Raw genomic sequence first — 15,188 nt, 5'->3', positions numbered from 1 at the left:
CCCTGCAACTCGATGGAATTTTCGCGAACCGCCTCCCTCTGAACCTACATATCAAGAAAAGTCAGCAGGCTACCCATGACCTCTTTACAGCTTCTTTCCGAGCGTTCTGCCACGGCGCACTTATCCAACGGCGCCCACCACTCGCTTTACTCCCGTCTGCTGCGCGGACAGGTGGAAGCCGAGCGGGACAACGCCCGTGATTTCCTTCAGGAGCAACTGGATGTCGCGAAGATGCTGCCGTCAAACCTGCCTGATGACCTGAATGATCTGTCGGCATGGGTGGCCAATAACAGTCATTCAGTGGCCGAGCAATATCGCGTCTATCTCGAGGAACGCCGCGCCGGCGGGCCCCGCAAGTTCTTCACCAACAAAGCTCACGCCCTGTTCTTCCTGCAAAGCGTTGCACCGAGCAAGCTGGTGGACGGCGCCTGGCTGTACGGCACGGTGAAGCATGCCAATGACTGGCGCTATCACGGCCTGATCCGCACCTACCTCGAAGAGCTGGGCGACGGTGAGCCTGCACTGAACCACGTGGTGCTGTACCGCAATCTGCTGACCGAACACGATTGCGCGCCCATCGCGCAGCTGGACGACTCGTTGTATTTGCAGGGCGCCATTCAACTGGGTCTCGGCCACTTGAGCGACGAGTTCCTGCCAGAAGTGCTGGGCTACAACCTCGGCTACGAACAACTGCCGCTGCACCTGCTGATCACCGCCTTCGAACTGAGTGAGCTGGGCATCGACCCGTATTACTTTACCCTGCACGTGACCATCGACAACGCCAGCTCGGGCCACGCCCACAAGGCGGTACAGGCCGTATTGGATCTGTTGCCGAACGACGATAGCAAGGATGAATTTCTTCAGCGTCTGCGCGCAGGCTACCTGCTCAATGATCTAGGCATTGGTTCGACCGACATCGTCCGCGCGTTCGATCTGGAAGAAGAAGTGGTCTCGATGCTGGAGACCAAAAGCACCTTCGGCCAGCATATGCATTCGGACTATTGCCGCCTCGAAGGTCGCACGATCAATGACTGGCTCGCCACTCCTGGCCAGAGCCGTCGGCTGCTGAGTGCGCTGGAAGATCGCGGCTGGATCAAGCGCAATCAAGACCCGCAGGACAGCCGCTTCTGGCAACTGATCGACGGCCCCGGCGCGGTGATGTTCGGCGTGTTCAGCGGTTATGAAATGCAGCTGTTGAAAGACTGGATCGCCGGTGACTGGCAGGCCGCCGAGCAGAGCAACCCGTTCCGCACCCGCTTTCGTCGCCGCCACGTGGCCGCCAACGACGTCGCACAGCCGCGCAACGCCCCTGCCCTGCCTCTGGAGAAGCTGGTTGAGCTGATCGCTCCCGATTCCCATCCAACGCCGGAAGGTCTGGCGGCCACCCGAATCTATGCCCGCCAGTTGGCGCAAGGAAGCCTGACACGATGAACCAGCAGACATTGCTCGGGCCGACATTCGATACCCCGGAAATGACCGACGAAAGCCACGACCTCGCGCTGCTGCAGTTGGGCCAACGCCTGCAGGCGGATAACTATCGTTTCATGACGGTTACACCGTTGACCCATCAGCGCGTCAACGGACGTGAGCAGAACCGTAAAGCCCGTAGCCTGCGCGACGTTTTCGGCTGGAGCCGCCCTTTCGAAACCGGCCTGCTGGACGAAGCCGAGCTCGAAACCTTGCTTGCCGCCGGCGTACTCCGTGCCCATGCTGGCCTGTGGGTCAGCGACGTGCGCTGGTCGAGCCTCGACGATTTGCTGTTCGTCCACTCCGCCTTCCCTACCGTGGCCCACGATTCGGTGTTCTTCGGACCCGACACCTATCGCTTCGCCCAGGCCATCGAGGAGCATTTGCGCACCTCGACGCACCCGATCCGCACCGCCGTCGACATCGGCTGCGGCAGTGGCGTCGGCGCGATCTTGATCGGCCGTGCCCGCCGGGATGCCAGCGTGCTGGCCGTGGACATCAACCCCACTGCCCTGCGCTTTACCGCCGTCAACGCGTCGCTGGCCAAGGCCGATAACGTGGTCGCCTACCACAGCGACATTCTGGCGGGCACCACGGGCGAGTTTGACTTGATCGTCGCCAACCCGCCTTACATGAAAGACAGTCAGGAACGCGCCTACCGCCATGGTGGCGATCAGCTGGGTTCGGAGCTTTCGGTGCGCATTCTGGCCCAAGCCATCGAGCGACTGGCCCCGGGCGGCAGCGTCTTGTTGTACACCGGCGCTCCCTCGGTGGACGGCGTTGACCTCTTCCTTGAGCAGGCGCGCAAGCTTGTCGACCGTCCTGACCTCGCCTGGTCCTATCGCGAGATGGACCCCGACGTGTTCGGTGAAGAGCTGGACACCGAGACCTATCAGGAAGCTGACCGCATTGCCGCCGTGGTGCTGACGGTGACGCGGATCCAGTGATCTATCCGACCACGCCGGATGGCCGCTATTTCGTGGTCAAGGGCCAACTGTGGCGCTGCAGCAACCCCGCCCTTGGCGAAGAAGAGCGGCAGCAGTGGGTCAACGCGCTGATGAAGGCCCGCCAAGCGGTCAAAGTCGCCAAGCGCGCCGATGATGCAGACGCGCTCAAGGCGGCCCGTGCTTCGGTCAACGCGGCGAAGATTGCACTGGGTGAGCGCGGTCCGGTGTGGTGGTCGGACGGCGCGGCAGATTTCAATCGCTACAAGGCTGTGAATACGCCCTATCGGAACTGGTTCGAGTCAATGCAACAGTGAGCGGCTGCTGACGCCAGACTTGCAACACATGACCTGACAGCGGCGCGTTATCAAATTCTCTGAACGATTAACGCGTTCATTGCGTCGGAATAAATACGGGCACTCAAGCCACGTCAAGGACAGAAGAGGAACTTCACTATGGCAAATCTCATTCAGACTTCCGCACTCGCATTGTTGATGGCCATCGGTAGCCAAGGCGCTTTCGCTGCCCAAGACAATGACGACTTCGTTGAAGATGCATCCGCCAAAGGTGTGGCTGAAGTCGAAGCCGGCAAACTCGCGCTGGAAAAAGGCAGTTCTGCGGATGTAAAAGCGTTCGCGGAAATGATGGTCAAAGACCACACCGCCGCCAATGCCAAACTCAAAGGCATCGCTGACACCAAGAAGCTGGAAGTCTCCGACAACGCCATGCTGATGGACAAAGCGAAAGCGATGATCCTGGAATTGCGCAGCTCGAAGTCGTTCGATCAGGCGTATGCGAACAACCAGGTGGTTGCCCACGAACAAACGATCGCGCTGTTCAAGAAAGAAGCCGCTGAAGGTAAGGACGCTGATCTGAAAGCGTTCGCGACGGCGACTCTGCCTAAGCTGGAAGAGCACCTGACCCACGCCAAGGCCCTGGCCAAAGCACACGGCGGTGACGCTGCCAAGTAATTCGGGCGGTGCCTGTTAAAGGCTAATTCGAACATTTAGTTGAGAGAGGCAGGGTTTAGAGACCCTGCCTTTTTCATATCTGTCAGAGTGTCTTCATGGGACATACGCCCGCCCCTTAGTAAGTGAGGCCCGACATGAGCAATGCAACCCGCAATCAAATGGCTGTTGTCCTCAACCAACTCAACGAACTTCGCGGCAGCGTGAACGAACTGTTCCGCCTTGAGCTGTCCGAGGTCACCGAGCTGACCGGGCACCAGACGGTGGACGACAAGCAGAGCATCGCCCAGTGCTTCGCCACGCTGGAGGCCTCCATCGTCGACATGGAGCAGACCCTGGCGATGCTGGCCGAAGCGACCGAGCAGCGTGGGGCTGTTTGACCTGCTCCGCTATCGTGATCTTGCAGTGTCTGGGCCGACGCCTTCCCGGCTGAAGCCAGTCCTACTATGGAAACGCGATCCTTTAGTGGGACCGGCTTTAGCCGGGAAGAGGCCCGTTCAAGCGCCTCCGTACTGCAGTGTCTTAGGCGACGCCTTCCCGGCTGAAGCCAGTCCTACTATGGAAACGCGATCCTTTAGTGGGACCGGCTTCAGCCGGGAAGAGGCCCGTTCAGGCGCCATCATTTTTGCAGGTGTAAGGAGACGATCGCTCCCACTCTGGAACTCCGACCTCGCCGCGAACTCTGCGTTTAACAGACACATGCCGCAGGGTGAGGGATTTCCATGAGCGCCGGACTGGACGAATACAACCGCAAGCGAGATTTCGACGCCACGCCTGAGCCCTCAGGCAGCGCAAAGAAAAAACGCGCTTCGAGCAAAAAGGCCGCCCATGCCCTGCAGTTCTGTATCCAGAAGCATGACGCCTCCCGCCTGCATTACGACTTCCGCCTCGAGATCGATGGCACCCTGAAAAGCTGGGCCGTGCCCAAGGGCCCTTCGCTGGACCCCAAAGCCAAGCGCCTGGCGGTCCATGTGGAAGACCACCCCGTCGAATACGCCACCTTCGAGGGCAGCATTCCCGAAGGGCATTACGGTGCAGGCGACGTCATCGTCTGGGACCGCGGCGTGTGGACGCCCCTCTCCGACCCCGCCGACGCCTACGCCAAGGGCAAACTCAAATTTGAATTGCAGGGCGAGAAGCTCGGCGGCGTGTGGAACCTGGTCAAGACGCACATTCCCGGCAGGCAGGAACAATGGTTTCTGATCAAGCATCAGGACGAATTCGCCCGCCCGGAAACCGACTACGACGTGGTCAAGGCGCTGCCCGACAGCGTGCTCAGCGAGCGCACCCTGATCCCGAAAAAACGTGGCGGCACGTCGACCGCGTCCAGGTCGGCAAAGCCCCAGCCTGAACAGCCGAAGCCCGTAGAGAAGGTCCCTGCCCCACGGAAAAAATCCGCCAAGGCGCAGCTGGTGGGCGCCGAACCTGCAGAGCTCCCGGACCTCATCAAGCCGGAACTGGCCACCCTGGTGGAGTCCGCCCCCGAAGGCGACTGGCGCTACGAGATCAAATTCGATGGCTACCGGGTCATGGCGCGGGTCGCCGACGGCAAGGTGCAGCTGTTCACCCGCAACGGCCATGACTGGACCCATAAACTGCCGCGCCAGGCCGAAGCCATCGCCGGGCTGGGCCTTGAGTCGGCCTGGCTCGACGGCGAGATGGTCGTCGCCAACGATGACGGCGTGCCTGACTTCCAGGCCCTGCAGAACGCCTTCGAGGCCGGCCGCAGCGGCAACATCATTTATTACCTGTTCGACATGCCTTTCCTGAACGGCATGGACCTGCGGGAAGTGCCGGTGGAACAGCGACGCACCGCACTGTCCAAGGTGCTCGAACGCACCGACGACGAGGTGCTCAGGTACTCCGAGGACTTCGCCGAAGTGCCGGAAGTCCTGCTTAACAGCGCCTGCCAGATGAAGATGGAAGGCCTGATCGGCAAGCGCGCCGGCAGCCCCTACGTGTCACGCCGCAGCGGCGACTGGATCAAGCTCAAGTGCAAACGCCGCCAGGAATTCATCGTCGTGGGCTACACCGATCCGAAGGGCGCGCGCAGCAAATTCGGCGCGTTGCTGCTGGGTCTGCACGATGCCGACAGCGGTGAACTGAGGTACGCCGGCAAGGTGGGCACCGGTTTCAACGAAGCGACATTGGGCACGATCTACGACCAGTTGACCCCGCTCCACGGGAAGAAGGCTGCGGTGGTCAATCCGCCCACCGGATTTGAAGCCAAAGGCGTGCACTGGCTGAAACCGGTGCTGCTGGCGGAAGTGGCCTTCGCCGAGATCACCAAAGACGGATCGGTGCGGCACGCAGTGTTCCATGGCCTGCGCACCGACAAACCTGCCGAATCGATCACCGAAGAGCTTCCGGCTCCGGCGGTTTCTGCCGAGCAAACCTCCGAGCCAGAGTCGGAGCGAGAAGAGCCTGAGGAGAAGCCAAAGCCCGCGCGCAAACGCGCAACAGCATCCAGGGCAGCCAAGTCCGAAGAAAGCCGGCCTGGATCAGCAGCGCCCACCGACGCCACAACGGGCAAGATCCGCCTGACCCACCCCGAGCGGGTCATCGACCCCACCAGCGGCGCGACCAAGCGTGACCTCGCCGATTACTACATCCGTATTTCCGAGTGGCTGCTGCCGCAACTGGCCCAACGCCCCGTGGCACTGGTGCGTGCGCCGGAGGGCATCGGCGGGGAGCTGTTCTTTCAGAAAAACGCCGACCGCCTGGCCATCCCCGGCATCGAGACCATGGGCAAGGAATACACCGGCCACCCCGTGATGCTGCTCAACAACATCGAGGCGCTGATCGGTGCGGTGCAGATGAGCGCCATGGAACTGCACACCTGGAACGCTGTTTCCAGGGATCTGGAGCGGCCGGACCGCTTCATTCTCGACCTCGACCCTGACCCGGCGCTGCCCTGGAAAACCATGGTGGAGGCCACGCAATTGACCCTCGCCGTGCTGGATGAACTGGGGCTTAAATCGTTCCTGAAAACCAGCGGCGGCAAGGGCATTCATGTGGTCGTGCCGCTGACGCCGAAAGCCGACTGGGACGCCGTGAAGGAGTTCAGCCACGCCATCGTCAAGCACATCGCCAGGCTGCTGCCGGAGCGGTTTTCGGCGGTGTCGGGGCCGAAGAACCGGATTGGCAAGATATTCATCGATTACCTGCGCAACGGCCTCGGCGCCACCACCATCTGCGCCTACTCGGTGCGCACCCGGGAAGGCCTGCCGGTGTCGGTGCCGATCCATCGCGAAGAGCTGCTGGAGATCAAAGGCGCCAACGCCTGGGACATCAACACCGTCCACGAACGCCTTGCCGAAATCGACAGCGACCCGTGGGCGGACTTGAGCAAAACCCGGCAGACCATCACGGCGGAGATGCGCAAGCGGGTTGGCCTCAAATAGCCCCGCCGCGCGCACTCCGTTGTGAGGCCGCGATCCCATAGTGGGACCGCGTGCTCATTGCAGGACTGGCTTTAGCCGGGAAGGCGTCAGCAATCACACTGCAGAATTGATGGCGCACACACAGCCCTCTTCCCGGCTGAAGCCGGTCCTACTAATCGACCGCGTGCTCATGGTAGGACCGGCTTTAGCCGGGAAGGCGTCGGTTGTCACACCGCAGAATTGAGGGTGCACCCACTGGCCTCTTCCCGGCCGAAGCCGATCCCACCAAAGCAACGCGTTTTACCAGCGGGACCGCGATCACATAGTGGCCCCGCACGCACCGCTAATCCCCCACCGCTGCAAAGTCCTGAACTAAACCCCTCGCCGCCTGCTCCGCTACTTAGTTGCCCCTAATTAATCGCGGAGAAAAATCACAATGAGAGCACTCACCTACCACGGCGCCCATGACGTCAAAGTCGACACCGTTGCCGATCCGGTCCTCGAACAAGCTGACGACATCATCCTGCGCGTGACCGCCACGGCGATCTGCGGCTCCGACCTGCACCTGTATCGCGGCAAAATCCCCACCGTTGAACACGGCGATATCTTCGGCCACGAATTCATGGGCATTGTTGAAGACACCGGCTCAGCCGTGACCGCCGTGCAGCGCGGCGACCGGGTCGTGATCCCCTTCGTCATTGCCTGCGGCGAATGCTTCTTCTGCAACCTGGACCTGTACGCCGCCTGTGAAACCACCAACACCGGTCGCGGCGCGATCATGAACAAGAAGGCCATACCGCCGGGGGCGGCGCTGTTCGGCTTCAGCCACTTGTACGGCGGTATCCCCGGCGGCCAGGCCGAATACGTGCGAGTGCCGAAGGCTAACACCGGCCCGTTCAAGGTCCCCGGCACGCTGTCGGACGAGAAGGTGCTGTTCCTCTCCGACATCCTGCCCACCGGCTATCAGGCGGTCCTGAACACCGGCATCGGCCAGGGCTCAAGCATCGCCATCTACGGCGCGGGGCCTGTGGGTCTGATGGCGGCGGCCGTCGCCCGGATGCTCGGCGCCGATCAGATTTTCATGGTCGACCACCACGCCTACCGGCTCGCATACGCCCAGGCCACCTACGGCGTGATCCCGATCAACTTCGATGAAGACGACGATCCGGCCGACACCATCATTCGTCAGACCAAGGGCATGCGCGGCGTCGACGGCGTGGTCGATGCGGTAGGTTTCGAAGCCAAAGGCAGCACCACCGAAACCATTCTGACCAACCTGAAAATGGAAGGCAGCAGCGGCAAGGCCTTGCGCCAGTGCATCGCAGCAGTACGCCGTGGTGGCGTGGTCAGCGTGCCGGGTGTGTACGCCGGCTTCATCCACGGCTTCCTGTTCGGCGATGCGTTCGACAAGGGCCTGACCTTCAAAATGGGCCAGACCCACGTGCAACGCTACCTGCCGGAACTGCTCGAGCACATTGAGGCCGGCCGCCTTGCCCCCGAGGCGATCATCAGCCACCGAATGTCGCTGGAGCAGGCCGCCGAAGGCTACAAGATTTTCGACAAGAAACAGGAAGACTGCCGCAAGGTCATCCTGACACCGGGCAGCCCTGAAATCCCTCTGACCGAAACCGAAACCGTGACCCAAACCGGAACCGTCACCGGCATCCCCGCCATGTGATTGCGCGCGCACCGAGGACATTGATATGGAAACGCTCTTCTCGATCGCCCTGGCGGTGATCATCCTTCTGGTCGACGTGTGGGCCATCGCCAGTGTCTGGCGCAGCACCAAATCGTCCGGCACCAAGATCGGCTGGGCGGTGCTGATCTTCATCTTCCCTGTCATCGGTGTCGCCATCTGGGGCATCGCCGGCCCGCGAGGTATCGTCGAGGCACCCACGTCCAAGGCGCACAGCAAGGGCTGAGACAGGCCCGTTTTACGGCGCGCGGTCGCAATGACCGCGCGCCGATGCTGCCCTCACATTCCCCTCGTTTGAATCAATTCACGCCCGAACAGATCGATCATGGCCCCGCCTTTCCAGCGTTCGGATCAACTGCTCGACCGTCCGTCTTCGACCCCGAACTCCCGCTTCCCTAGGCCCCTCCACCCTTACACAGCGTGCAGATTCGCTGCCGCGTGAGATGGCCAGGTGCGCCCGTCCCTGAGTGTGCCTTTGCCCCGAATGATGTCCCGATTGATTTAAGGATGATGATCAAATGCCCACATTCAGCGAAGACACCCCAGGCACTCAAAACCCCCATGGGTCAGCCGGCGAAGCGCAGCACACGCGGCACGACAACGCGAAAGGCCTGATTGACGCAGCCCGTGACCACGGTACCGAGCCGTTCGGCAGTGATCGCGACAGCGCCGCCGATCAGATTGAAAACCTGGCACGGACGGCAAGCGCTGCGGCTGAAGAACTGCAAGACAGAGACACCCTCGGCATCTCCCATTGCATCAGCGACATCGCCGAAAGCCTGAGCGCGTTTGCAACCAGCCTGCGCAGTAAAAGCGCCGAGGAAATGCTGCAGCGGGCAAGCCGTCTGGCAGGGGTAAAGCTCGACGGTATTCGGCCAACCCGGTGAGGGACGAAAAAAGGGGCTGCGTTGGCAGCCCCTTCCTGGACGCGCTACGAGCCAAACGTCCACGCACGGCAATCGAGCCCCTTACAGAATGGGCTTGCCGCCGGTCACGCCATAACGTGTCCCCGAGATGTAACTGCCCTCGTCGGAGCCCAGCAGCACATAGATCGGCGAGACTTCCACCGGCTGCCCCGGCCGCCCAAGCGGAGTTTCTTCGCCGAAGCTTTTCACGTCTTCGTCAGTCATGGTCGACACGATCAACGGCGTCCAGATCGGGCCGGGCGCGACGCTGTTCACGCGAATGCCGCGTTCACCCAACAACTGCGCCAGGCCGGCGGTGAAGTTGGCGATGGCGCCTTTGGTGGCGGCATAGGGCAGCAGCGTCGGCTTCGGCGAGTCGGAATTGACCGAGCTGGTGTTGATGATCGAACTGCCCGCGGCCATGTGGGGCACTGCGGCCTTGCAGATGCGAAACATTGCGGTGATGTTGATATCAAAGGTCTTCACCCACTCCTCGTCGGGGATTTCTTCGAGGGTTTTGTGGGACATCTGAAAGGCAGCGTTATTGACCAGCACGTCGATGCGGCCAAATTTCTTCACCGTCTCGTCGACAATCGCCAGGCACTGGGCCTTCTCGGCCAGATCGCCCGGCAGCAGCAGGCACTGACGGCCCGCCTCCTCCACCCAGCGTGCGGTTTCCTTGGCGTCTTCGTGCTCATCAAGGTAGGAAATCGCCACGTCGGCGCCTTCGCGAGCGTAGGCAATTGCCACTGCGCGACCGATGCCGCTGTCACCGCCGGTGATCAGCGCAATTTTGTTGCTCATGCGGCCCGAGCCTTTGTAGCTGGTCTCGCCGCAATCCGGGTATGGCTCCATTCGGCTCTGATCGCCAGGCACTGTTTGCTGCTGAGGCTTGAACGGCGGTTTCGGGTAATCAGTCATGGGGCTCTCCTTGAAATAGTCCAACGCAAACGGTCAGCGTCAAAGGTGGACTGAAGGCGCGAGGGATGAGTTCGGAGTTTTTTAAAACGGCCTTGCCAGGCGGTTTCATCGAGTACCGATGCGATGTGGATTCTTTCCACATCCGCAACACTGTATTGCTAAATGTTAGCTAGCTAACGGAATCGACCGCTGCTACTTTCAATCACGTTGAATCCGCCGATTTGACAACCCCCCCGGAGCCGCCTTCGCGTCAGAGATAACGTGAGGGCGGCTCGCTTTTTTGTGCCGGCCCCTGGCGCATCGGTATCAGGATTTGATCGTAAGCCATGCCGACATGGCCCGCCTAAACACCGTCAGGCCTCCCCTTTCCCTTCCGAGTCGGACATCATGAGCGTCGGCCGTTTCCTGGCCCGTCATCCACACACTCGTAGAAGAGAGCTCCCATGGCAAACCACGACATCACCTTCACGCCGGATCCCGACGCCGATTCCATCTCCTCGGACGTCGCCGGCTTCGGTGGTCTGCTGGTGTCCACGCAGATCCCCACGCGCGCTGACGGCAGCCTGGAACTGGGCGGTATCGTCGAGCAGAGCGAATGCACGCTGCAGGCGCTGAAAGTGGCGCTGGAGCGGGCCGGCAGTTCCATGGACCGCGTGTTGCACCTGACCATCTACCTCACCGACATGGCCGATCGCGCCGCTTTCAACGACGTCTATAAACGCTTTTTCGCCAAACCCTGGCCGGTGCGCGCCGCTGTTGGCGTCGCGGCGCTGGCCGTCGAAGGCATGCGCGTGGAAGTCACGGCGATGGCCGCCAAGGCCTGATCCCGCGGGTTTCCCGGCGCCCCGCTCAACAGGCAGGCGCCACCGGGCAGCAGACGGGTGCCGGTCAAGCGTTTCGCCGCTACAATGCGCGCCTTGACCGTGACCGTGCCGACTAAAAAAATATGTCTCTGCCCAAACATCACCTGGAATTGCTCAGCCCCGCCCGCGACGTGGCCATTGCCCGCGAGGCCATTCTGCATGGCGCTGACGCGATCTACATTGGCGGCCCCAGCTTCGGCGCGCGCCACAACGCGGCCAACGACGTCAGCGAAATCGCCCAACTGGTCGAGTTCGCCCGCCGTTACCACGCCCGCGTCTTCACCACCATCAACACCATTCTTCACGACAACGAGCTGGAGCCGGCGCGCAAGCTGATCCATCAGCTCTACGACGCAGGCGTCGACGCGCTGATCGTGCAGGACCTCGGCGTGATGGAGCTGGACATTCCGCCCATCGAGCTGCACGCCAGCACCCAGACCGACATCCGCACGCTGGAACGCGCCCGTTTCCTCGATCAGGCCGGCTTCTCGCAGCTGGTACTGGCCCGTGAGCTGAACCTGCAAGAGATCCGCGCCATCGCCGACGAAACCGATGCCGCCATCGAATTCTTCATTCACGGCGCGTTGTGTGTGGCCTTCTCCGGTCAGTGCAATATTTCCCACGCGCAGACCGGTCGCAGTGCCAACCGGGGTGACTGCTCCCAGGCCTGCCGTCTGCCCTACACGTTGAAAGACGATCAGGGTCGCGTCGTTGCGTACGAAAAACACTTGCTGTCGATGAAAGACAACAACCAGAGCGCCAACCTGCGCGCACTGGTGGATGCGGGCGTGCGTTCATTCAAGATCGAAGGCCGCTACAAGGACATGGGCTACGTGAAGAACATCACGGCCTATTACCGCCAGCGTCTGGACGAGATTCTCGAAGACCGCCCGGACCTGGCCCGCGCCTCCAGCGGCCGCACCGCGCACTTCTTCCTGCCGGACCCGGACAAGACCTTCCACCGGGGCAGCACCGACTACTTCGTCACCGATCGCAAGATCGACATTGGCGCATTCGACTCTCCGACCTTCACCGGCCTGTTGGTCGGCGTGGTCGAGAAAGTCGGCAAGCGTGATTTGCAGGTGGTCACCCATGAGCCGCTGTCCAACGGCGACGGCCTCAACGTGCTGGTCAAGCGCGAAGTGGTGGGTTTCCGCGCCAACATCGCCGAGCCCAAAGGCGAGTTCGAAGAAGACGGCGAGAAGCGCTATCGCTACCGCGTCGAGCCGAACGAGATGCCGAAGGGTCTGCAACTGCGGCCCAACCATCCCCTCAGCCGCAACCTCGATCACAACTGGCAGCAAGCGCTGCAAAAGACCTCGGCCGAACGCCGCATTGGCCTGTCATGGGCCGCGCGTCTGCGTGAAGAGCGTCTGGAACTGGTTGCCACCAGCGAAGAAGGCATCAGCGCCCGCGTCGAGCTGAACGGCCCGTTTGGCGTCGCCAACAAACCGGAGCAGGCACTGGAACAGCTGCACGATCTGCTCGGCCAACTCGGCACAACCGAATACCACGCGACGGCCATCGAGCTGGACGCGCCCCAGGCGTTCTTCATTCCGAACTCGCAACTCAAGGCCTTGCGCCGTGAGGTGATCGAGAGCTTGACCGCCGCCCGCATCCAGGCGCACCCGCGCGGTGCCCGCAAGCCGGAAACCTCGCCGCCGCCGGTTTACCCTGAGGCGCACCTGTCGTTTCTGGCCAACGTCTACAACGAGAAGGCGCGGCACTTCTATCACCGTCACGGCGTGCAGTTGATCGACGCCGCGTACGAGGCCCACGAAGAGAAAGGCGAAGTGCCGGTGATGATCACCAAACACTGCCTGCGCTTCTCCTTCAACCTGTGTCCGAAGCAGGCCAAGGGCGTAACCGGCGTGCGCACCAAGGTGGCGCCGATGCAGCTGGTGCATGGCGATGAAGTGCTGACGTTGAAGTTCGACTGCAAGCCGTGCGAGATGCACGTGATCGGCAAGATCAAGGGCCACATTCTGGGTCTGCCGCATCCGGGCAGCGGCGTGCAGGTGGTGGGGCATATCAGCCCCGCTGATCTGCTGAAGACCATCCCGCGCGCACCCCACTGATCCGGGCCTGTTGCGCTGACCGCGCTGCACCTTTCGGAATGGAGCTTCCGTGATGCAGCGCGGTGAGTCAGCGGCGAGCGACTTCGTGCTTGATGCAGCCTTCGTAATACACCTGTTTGACGCTTTCCGGCCGCAGTCGCGACGGGCTGTCGTAGGTCTGTTCGGTGATGCCCAGTGCGCTCATGCGCATCCATTGCTGGGCGAAGTGCTGGGCCTGCATCTTCTTGCGTGCGCCGTACAGCGTCAGGCCAGAGAGTTTGTATTGCTGAGCGGCGCCCGCCATCCCGGCGCCCCAGGTGCAGAGGTCGCGTTCGTTCTTGCTCGGTGGGCGCGCAAAGGCTTGGGAAGTCACCGTTGCGAGAACGCAGAAGGTCAGTAGAGCCCTGAGAAATGACATGCGATTCCTTGCCTAAGTGACTGATCAGGCGCGGATTCTGACGACAGCGCCCTTCCACCGGGGCCAGCATATTGCCTTCTTTCTCGGCCAGCCGACCAATGACACCCGCGCCGCCATGTCTCAGGGCTCCGCGTCACATTTGATTAACGAAAGCCTGCGCCGCCTGCTACCGTGTAGGGGTTACGTATGAACCTTATCGGCCGATCCCCGGTCGATAGATGCACCTCTGGTTCCGTCGACCGCTGCTGTACCCGACCGAACCCGCTTATTTCCAGAAGGACCGTCCATGATTCCAATTCAACGCATCGCCTGGCTCAAGGCCTGGGGCGCCCATGGTTTTACCGCCACGGGCGTGGTGCTCGCCTTTCTCGCGACCATTGCTCTGTTCGACAATCAACCCAAGGCGTGCCTGCTCTGGCTGGGCTTTGCCCTGATTGTCGATGGCGTGGACGGCTCCCTGGCGCGCAAGCTCAACGTGCAGTCGGTCCTGCCGCACTTCGACGGCTCGGTGCTGGACCTGGTGATCGATTACCTGACCTACGTATTCATCCCCGCCCTGTTCATCTACCGCTACATCCCGCTGCCGGAATACACCCTGCTGCTGACCACTTCGATCATTCTGGTGTCGTCGCTGTTCTGTTTCTGCAACGTCGAGATGAAGAGCAAGGACAACTACTTTCAGGGCTTCCCCGCCGCCTGGAACGTCGTTGCCCTGTGCGTGTACATCCTTTCCCCTGCGCCGTGGCTGACGTTCATCACGGTGATCTGCCTGGCGCTGCTGACCGTCACTCGCATGAAGTTCCTGCACCCGTTCCGTGTTCGCCGCTTTATGCCGCTCAACATCGCGGTCACGGCCGTGTGGTTTTTCTGCAGCTTCCTGCTGGTGATGAACCACCCGTACAACGCATCGGTGACGCTGTTCGTGTGGCTGGCGATGTCGGCGTATTTCCTGGGGATCTGCATCTGGCGCACGTCCATGGAATGGATCGACAAAGCCCGCGTCTGATTCTTCCGACGGCTTTATTCGACGCACAAAAAAAGCAGCCCTCTTCGGATGGCTGCTTTTTTTTACGCGGGGTTTAACCAGGCGTTTTTGACGCGGGCTTAGAGGGTGTAACTCAACGGCAGCTGGGTCGTTGACTTGATCTGCTCCATGGCAAAGCTGGAACTCATGTCGGTGATCCCGGACAGCTGGATCAGCTTCTTGTAGACGGCGTCATAGCCGGCGATGTCCGGCACCACGATCCGCAGCATGTAGTCGGTGTCGCCAGCCATGCGGTAGCACTCCACCACTTCGGGCAACGTGGCGATAAGATCATGGAAACGACCCAGCCACTGGGCATTGTGCTGGTTGGTGCGAATGGCGGCGAACACCGTCACGGCGACGTTCAATTGCACAGGATCAAGCAACGCCACCCGCCCGCGAATCATGCCCTGCTCTTCAAGCTTCTGTACCCGACGCCAGCATGCGGTGCTGCCAAGGCCGACGCTGTCGGCGATTTCCGCGATCGGACGGGTGCAGTCGTTTTGCAGAATGCTCAGGATGGCCTGGTCGAATTTGTCCAT

Annotated in this window: 15 protein-coding genes; 12 read left to right on the top strand and 3 right to left on the bottom strand. The window is 61.4% G+C overall.

The genetic code is table 11. The features are described 5' to 3' along the window. Positions 1-75: 75 nt before the first annotated feature. The 9 genes from ACYASU_RS22905 (at position 76) to ACYASU_RS22865 (ending at position 9,345) form a co-directional block, all read left to right on the top strand. Entirely contained in the window at positions 76-1,431 is a 1,356-nt protein-coding gene (locus tag ACYASU_RS22905) for an iron-containing redox enzyme family protein (protein ID WP_463584166.1), read from the top strand. A 41-nt stretch (positions 1,432-1,472) separates the two neighbouring features. Beyond that, positions 1,473-2,414 (top strand): methyltransferase, encoded by a 942-nt coding sequence (locus ACYASU_RS22900; protein ID WP_463584296.1) that lies wholly within the window; start codon positions 1,473-1,475, stop codon positions 2,412-2,414. Further along, positions 2,414-2,728: a hypothetical protein gene (locus ACYASU_RS22895; RefSeq protein ID WP_463584295.1), complete on the top strand. Its 315-nt coding sequence runs from the start codon at positions 2,414-2,416 to the stop codon at positions 2,726-2,728. Before ACYASU_RS22900 ends, ACYASU_RS22895 begins: the two co-directional genes overlap by 1 nt. 138 nt (positions 2,729-2,866) lie before the next feature. Next, positions 2,867-3,382 carry a DUF4142 domain-containing protein gene (locus tag ACYASU_RS22890; RefSeq protein ID WP_463584165.1) on the top strand — a complete coding sequence of 172 codons (516 nt, stop codon included), beginning with the start codon at positions 2,867-2,869 and terminating at the stop codon, positions 3,380-3,382. Positions 3,383-3,516: 134 nt separating this feature from the next. Continuing rightward, positions 3,517-3,759, top strand: a complete 243-nt coding sequence (locus tag ACYASU_RS22885) for a hypothetical protein (RefSeq protein ID WP_192172498.1) — start codon at positions 3,517-3,519, stop codon at positions 3,757-3,759. A 342-nt stretch (positions 3,760-4,101) separates the two neighbouring features. Beyond that, a complete protein-coding gene (ligD, locus tag ACYASU_RS22880) occupies positions 4,102-6,783 on the top strand; it encodes a DNA ligase D (RefSeq protein WP_463584164.1) in 2,682 nt (893 codons plus the stop codon). A 415-nt stretch (positions 6,784-7,198) separates the two neighbouring features. Beyond that, positions 7,199-8,440 (top strand): zinc-dependent alcohol dehydrogenase, encoded by a 1,242-nt coding sequence (locus ACYASU_RS22875; RefSeq protein ID WP_192172496.1) that lies wholly within the window; start codon positions 7,199-7,201, stop codon positions 8,438-8,440. Between the two features lie 25 nt (positions 8,441-8,465). Beyond that, positions 8,466-8,684, top strand: a complete 219-nt coding sequence (locus ACYASU_RS22870; RefSeq protein WP_282371371.1) for a PLD nuclease N-terminal domain-containing protein — start codon at positions 8,466-8,468, stop codon at positions 8,682-8,684. A 292-nt stretch (positions 8,685-8,976) separates the two neighbouring features. Beyond that, positions 8,977-9,345, top strand: coding sequence for a hypothetical protein (locus ACYASU_RS22865; protein WP_463584163.1), 369 nt, complete (start codon positions 8,977-8,979; stop codon positions 9,343-9,345). A gap of 81 nt (positions 9,346-9,426) precedes the next feature. On the opposite strand, the gene ACYASU_RS22860 is transcribed toward ACYASU_RS22865, so the two are convergent. Then, positions 9,427-10,284, bottom strand: a complete 858-nt coding sequence (locus tag ACYASU_RS22860) for an SDR family oxidoreductase (RefSeq protein WP_346628960.1) — start codon at positions 10,282-10,284, stop codon at positions 9,427-9,429. A gap of 443 nt (positions 10,285-10,727) precedes the next feature. Between ACYASU_RS22860 and ACYASU_RS22855 the strand changes: the two genes are divergently transcribed. Together ACYASU_RS22855 and ACYASU_RS22850 are read left to right on the top strand one after the other, a co-directional pair. Then, the gene (locus tag ACYASU_RS22855) at positions 10,728-11,108 is read left to right on the top strand and encodes a RidA family protein (RefSeq protein ID WP_463584162.1); all 381 of its coding nucleotides are present in this window, start codon (positions 10,728-10,730) and stop codon (positions 11,106-11,108) included. A 122-nt stretch (positions 11,109-11,230) separates the two neighbouring features. Further along, positions 11,231-13,225, top strand: a complete 1,995-nt coding sequence (locus ACYASU_RS22850) for a peptidase U32 family protein (RefSeq protein WP_463584161.1) — start codon at positions 11,231-11,233, stop codon at positions 13,223-13,225. 67 nt (positions 13,226-13,292) lie between these two features. On the opposite strand, the gene ACYASU_RS22845 is transcribed toward ACYASU_RS22850, so the two are convergent. Continuing rightward, positions 13,293-13,622 carry a hypothetical protein gene (locus ACYASU_RS22845; protein ID WP_463584160.1) on the bottom strand — a complete coding sequence of 110 codons (330 nt, stop codon included), beginning with the start codon at positions 13,620-13,622 and terminating at the stop codon, positions 13,293-13,295. 286 nt (positions 13,623-13,908) lie between these two features. Between ACYASU_RS22845 and pcsA the strand changes: the two genes are divergently transcribed. Further along, a complete protein-coding gene (gene pcsA / locus ACYASU_RS22840) occupies positions 13,909-14,628 on the top strand; it encodes a phosphatidylcholine synthase (RefSeq protein ID WP_133770588.1) in 720 nt (239 codons plus the stop codon). A gap of 98 nt (positions 14,629-14,726) precedes the next feature. Here the strand turns inward: pcsA and ACYASU_RS22835 are convergent, their stop codons facing one another. Further along, positions 14,727-15,188: an Lrp/AsnC family transcriptional regulator gene (locus tag ACYASU_RS22835; RefSeq protein ID WP_463584159.1), complete on the bottom strand. Its 462-nt coding sequence runs from the start codon at positions 15,186-15,188 to the stop codon at positions 14,727-14,729.

The sequence above is a fragment of the Pseudomonas sp. HP_12 genome (assembly GCF_055283955.1).
The sequence above is the reverse complement of the archived record's forward strand: the minus strand, read 5'-3'. Positions and strand labels throughout refer to the sequence as shown.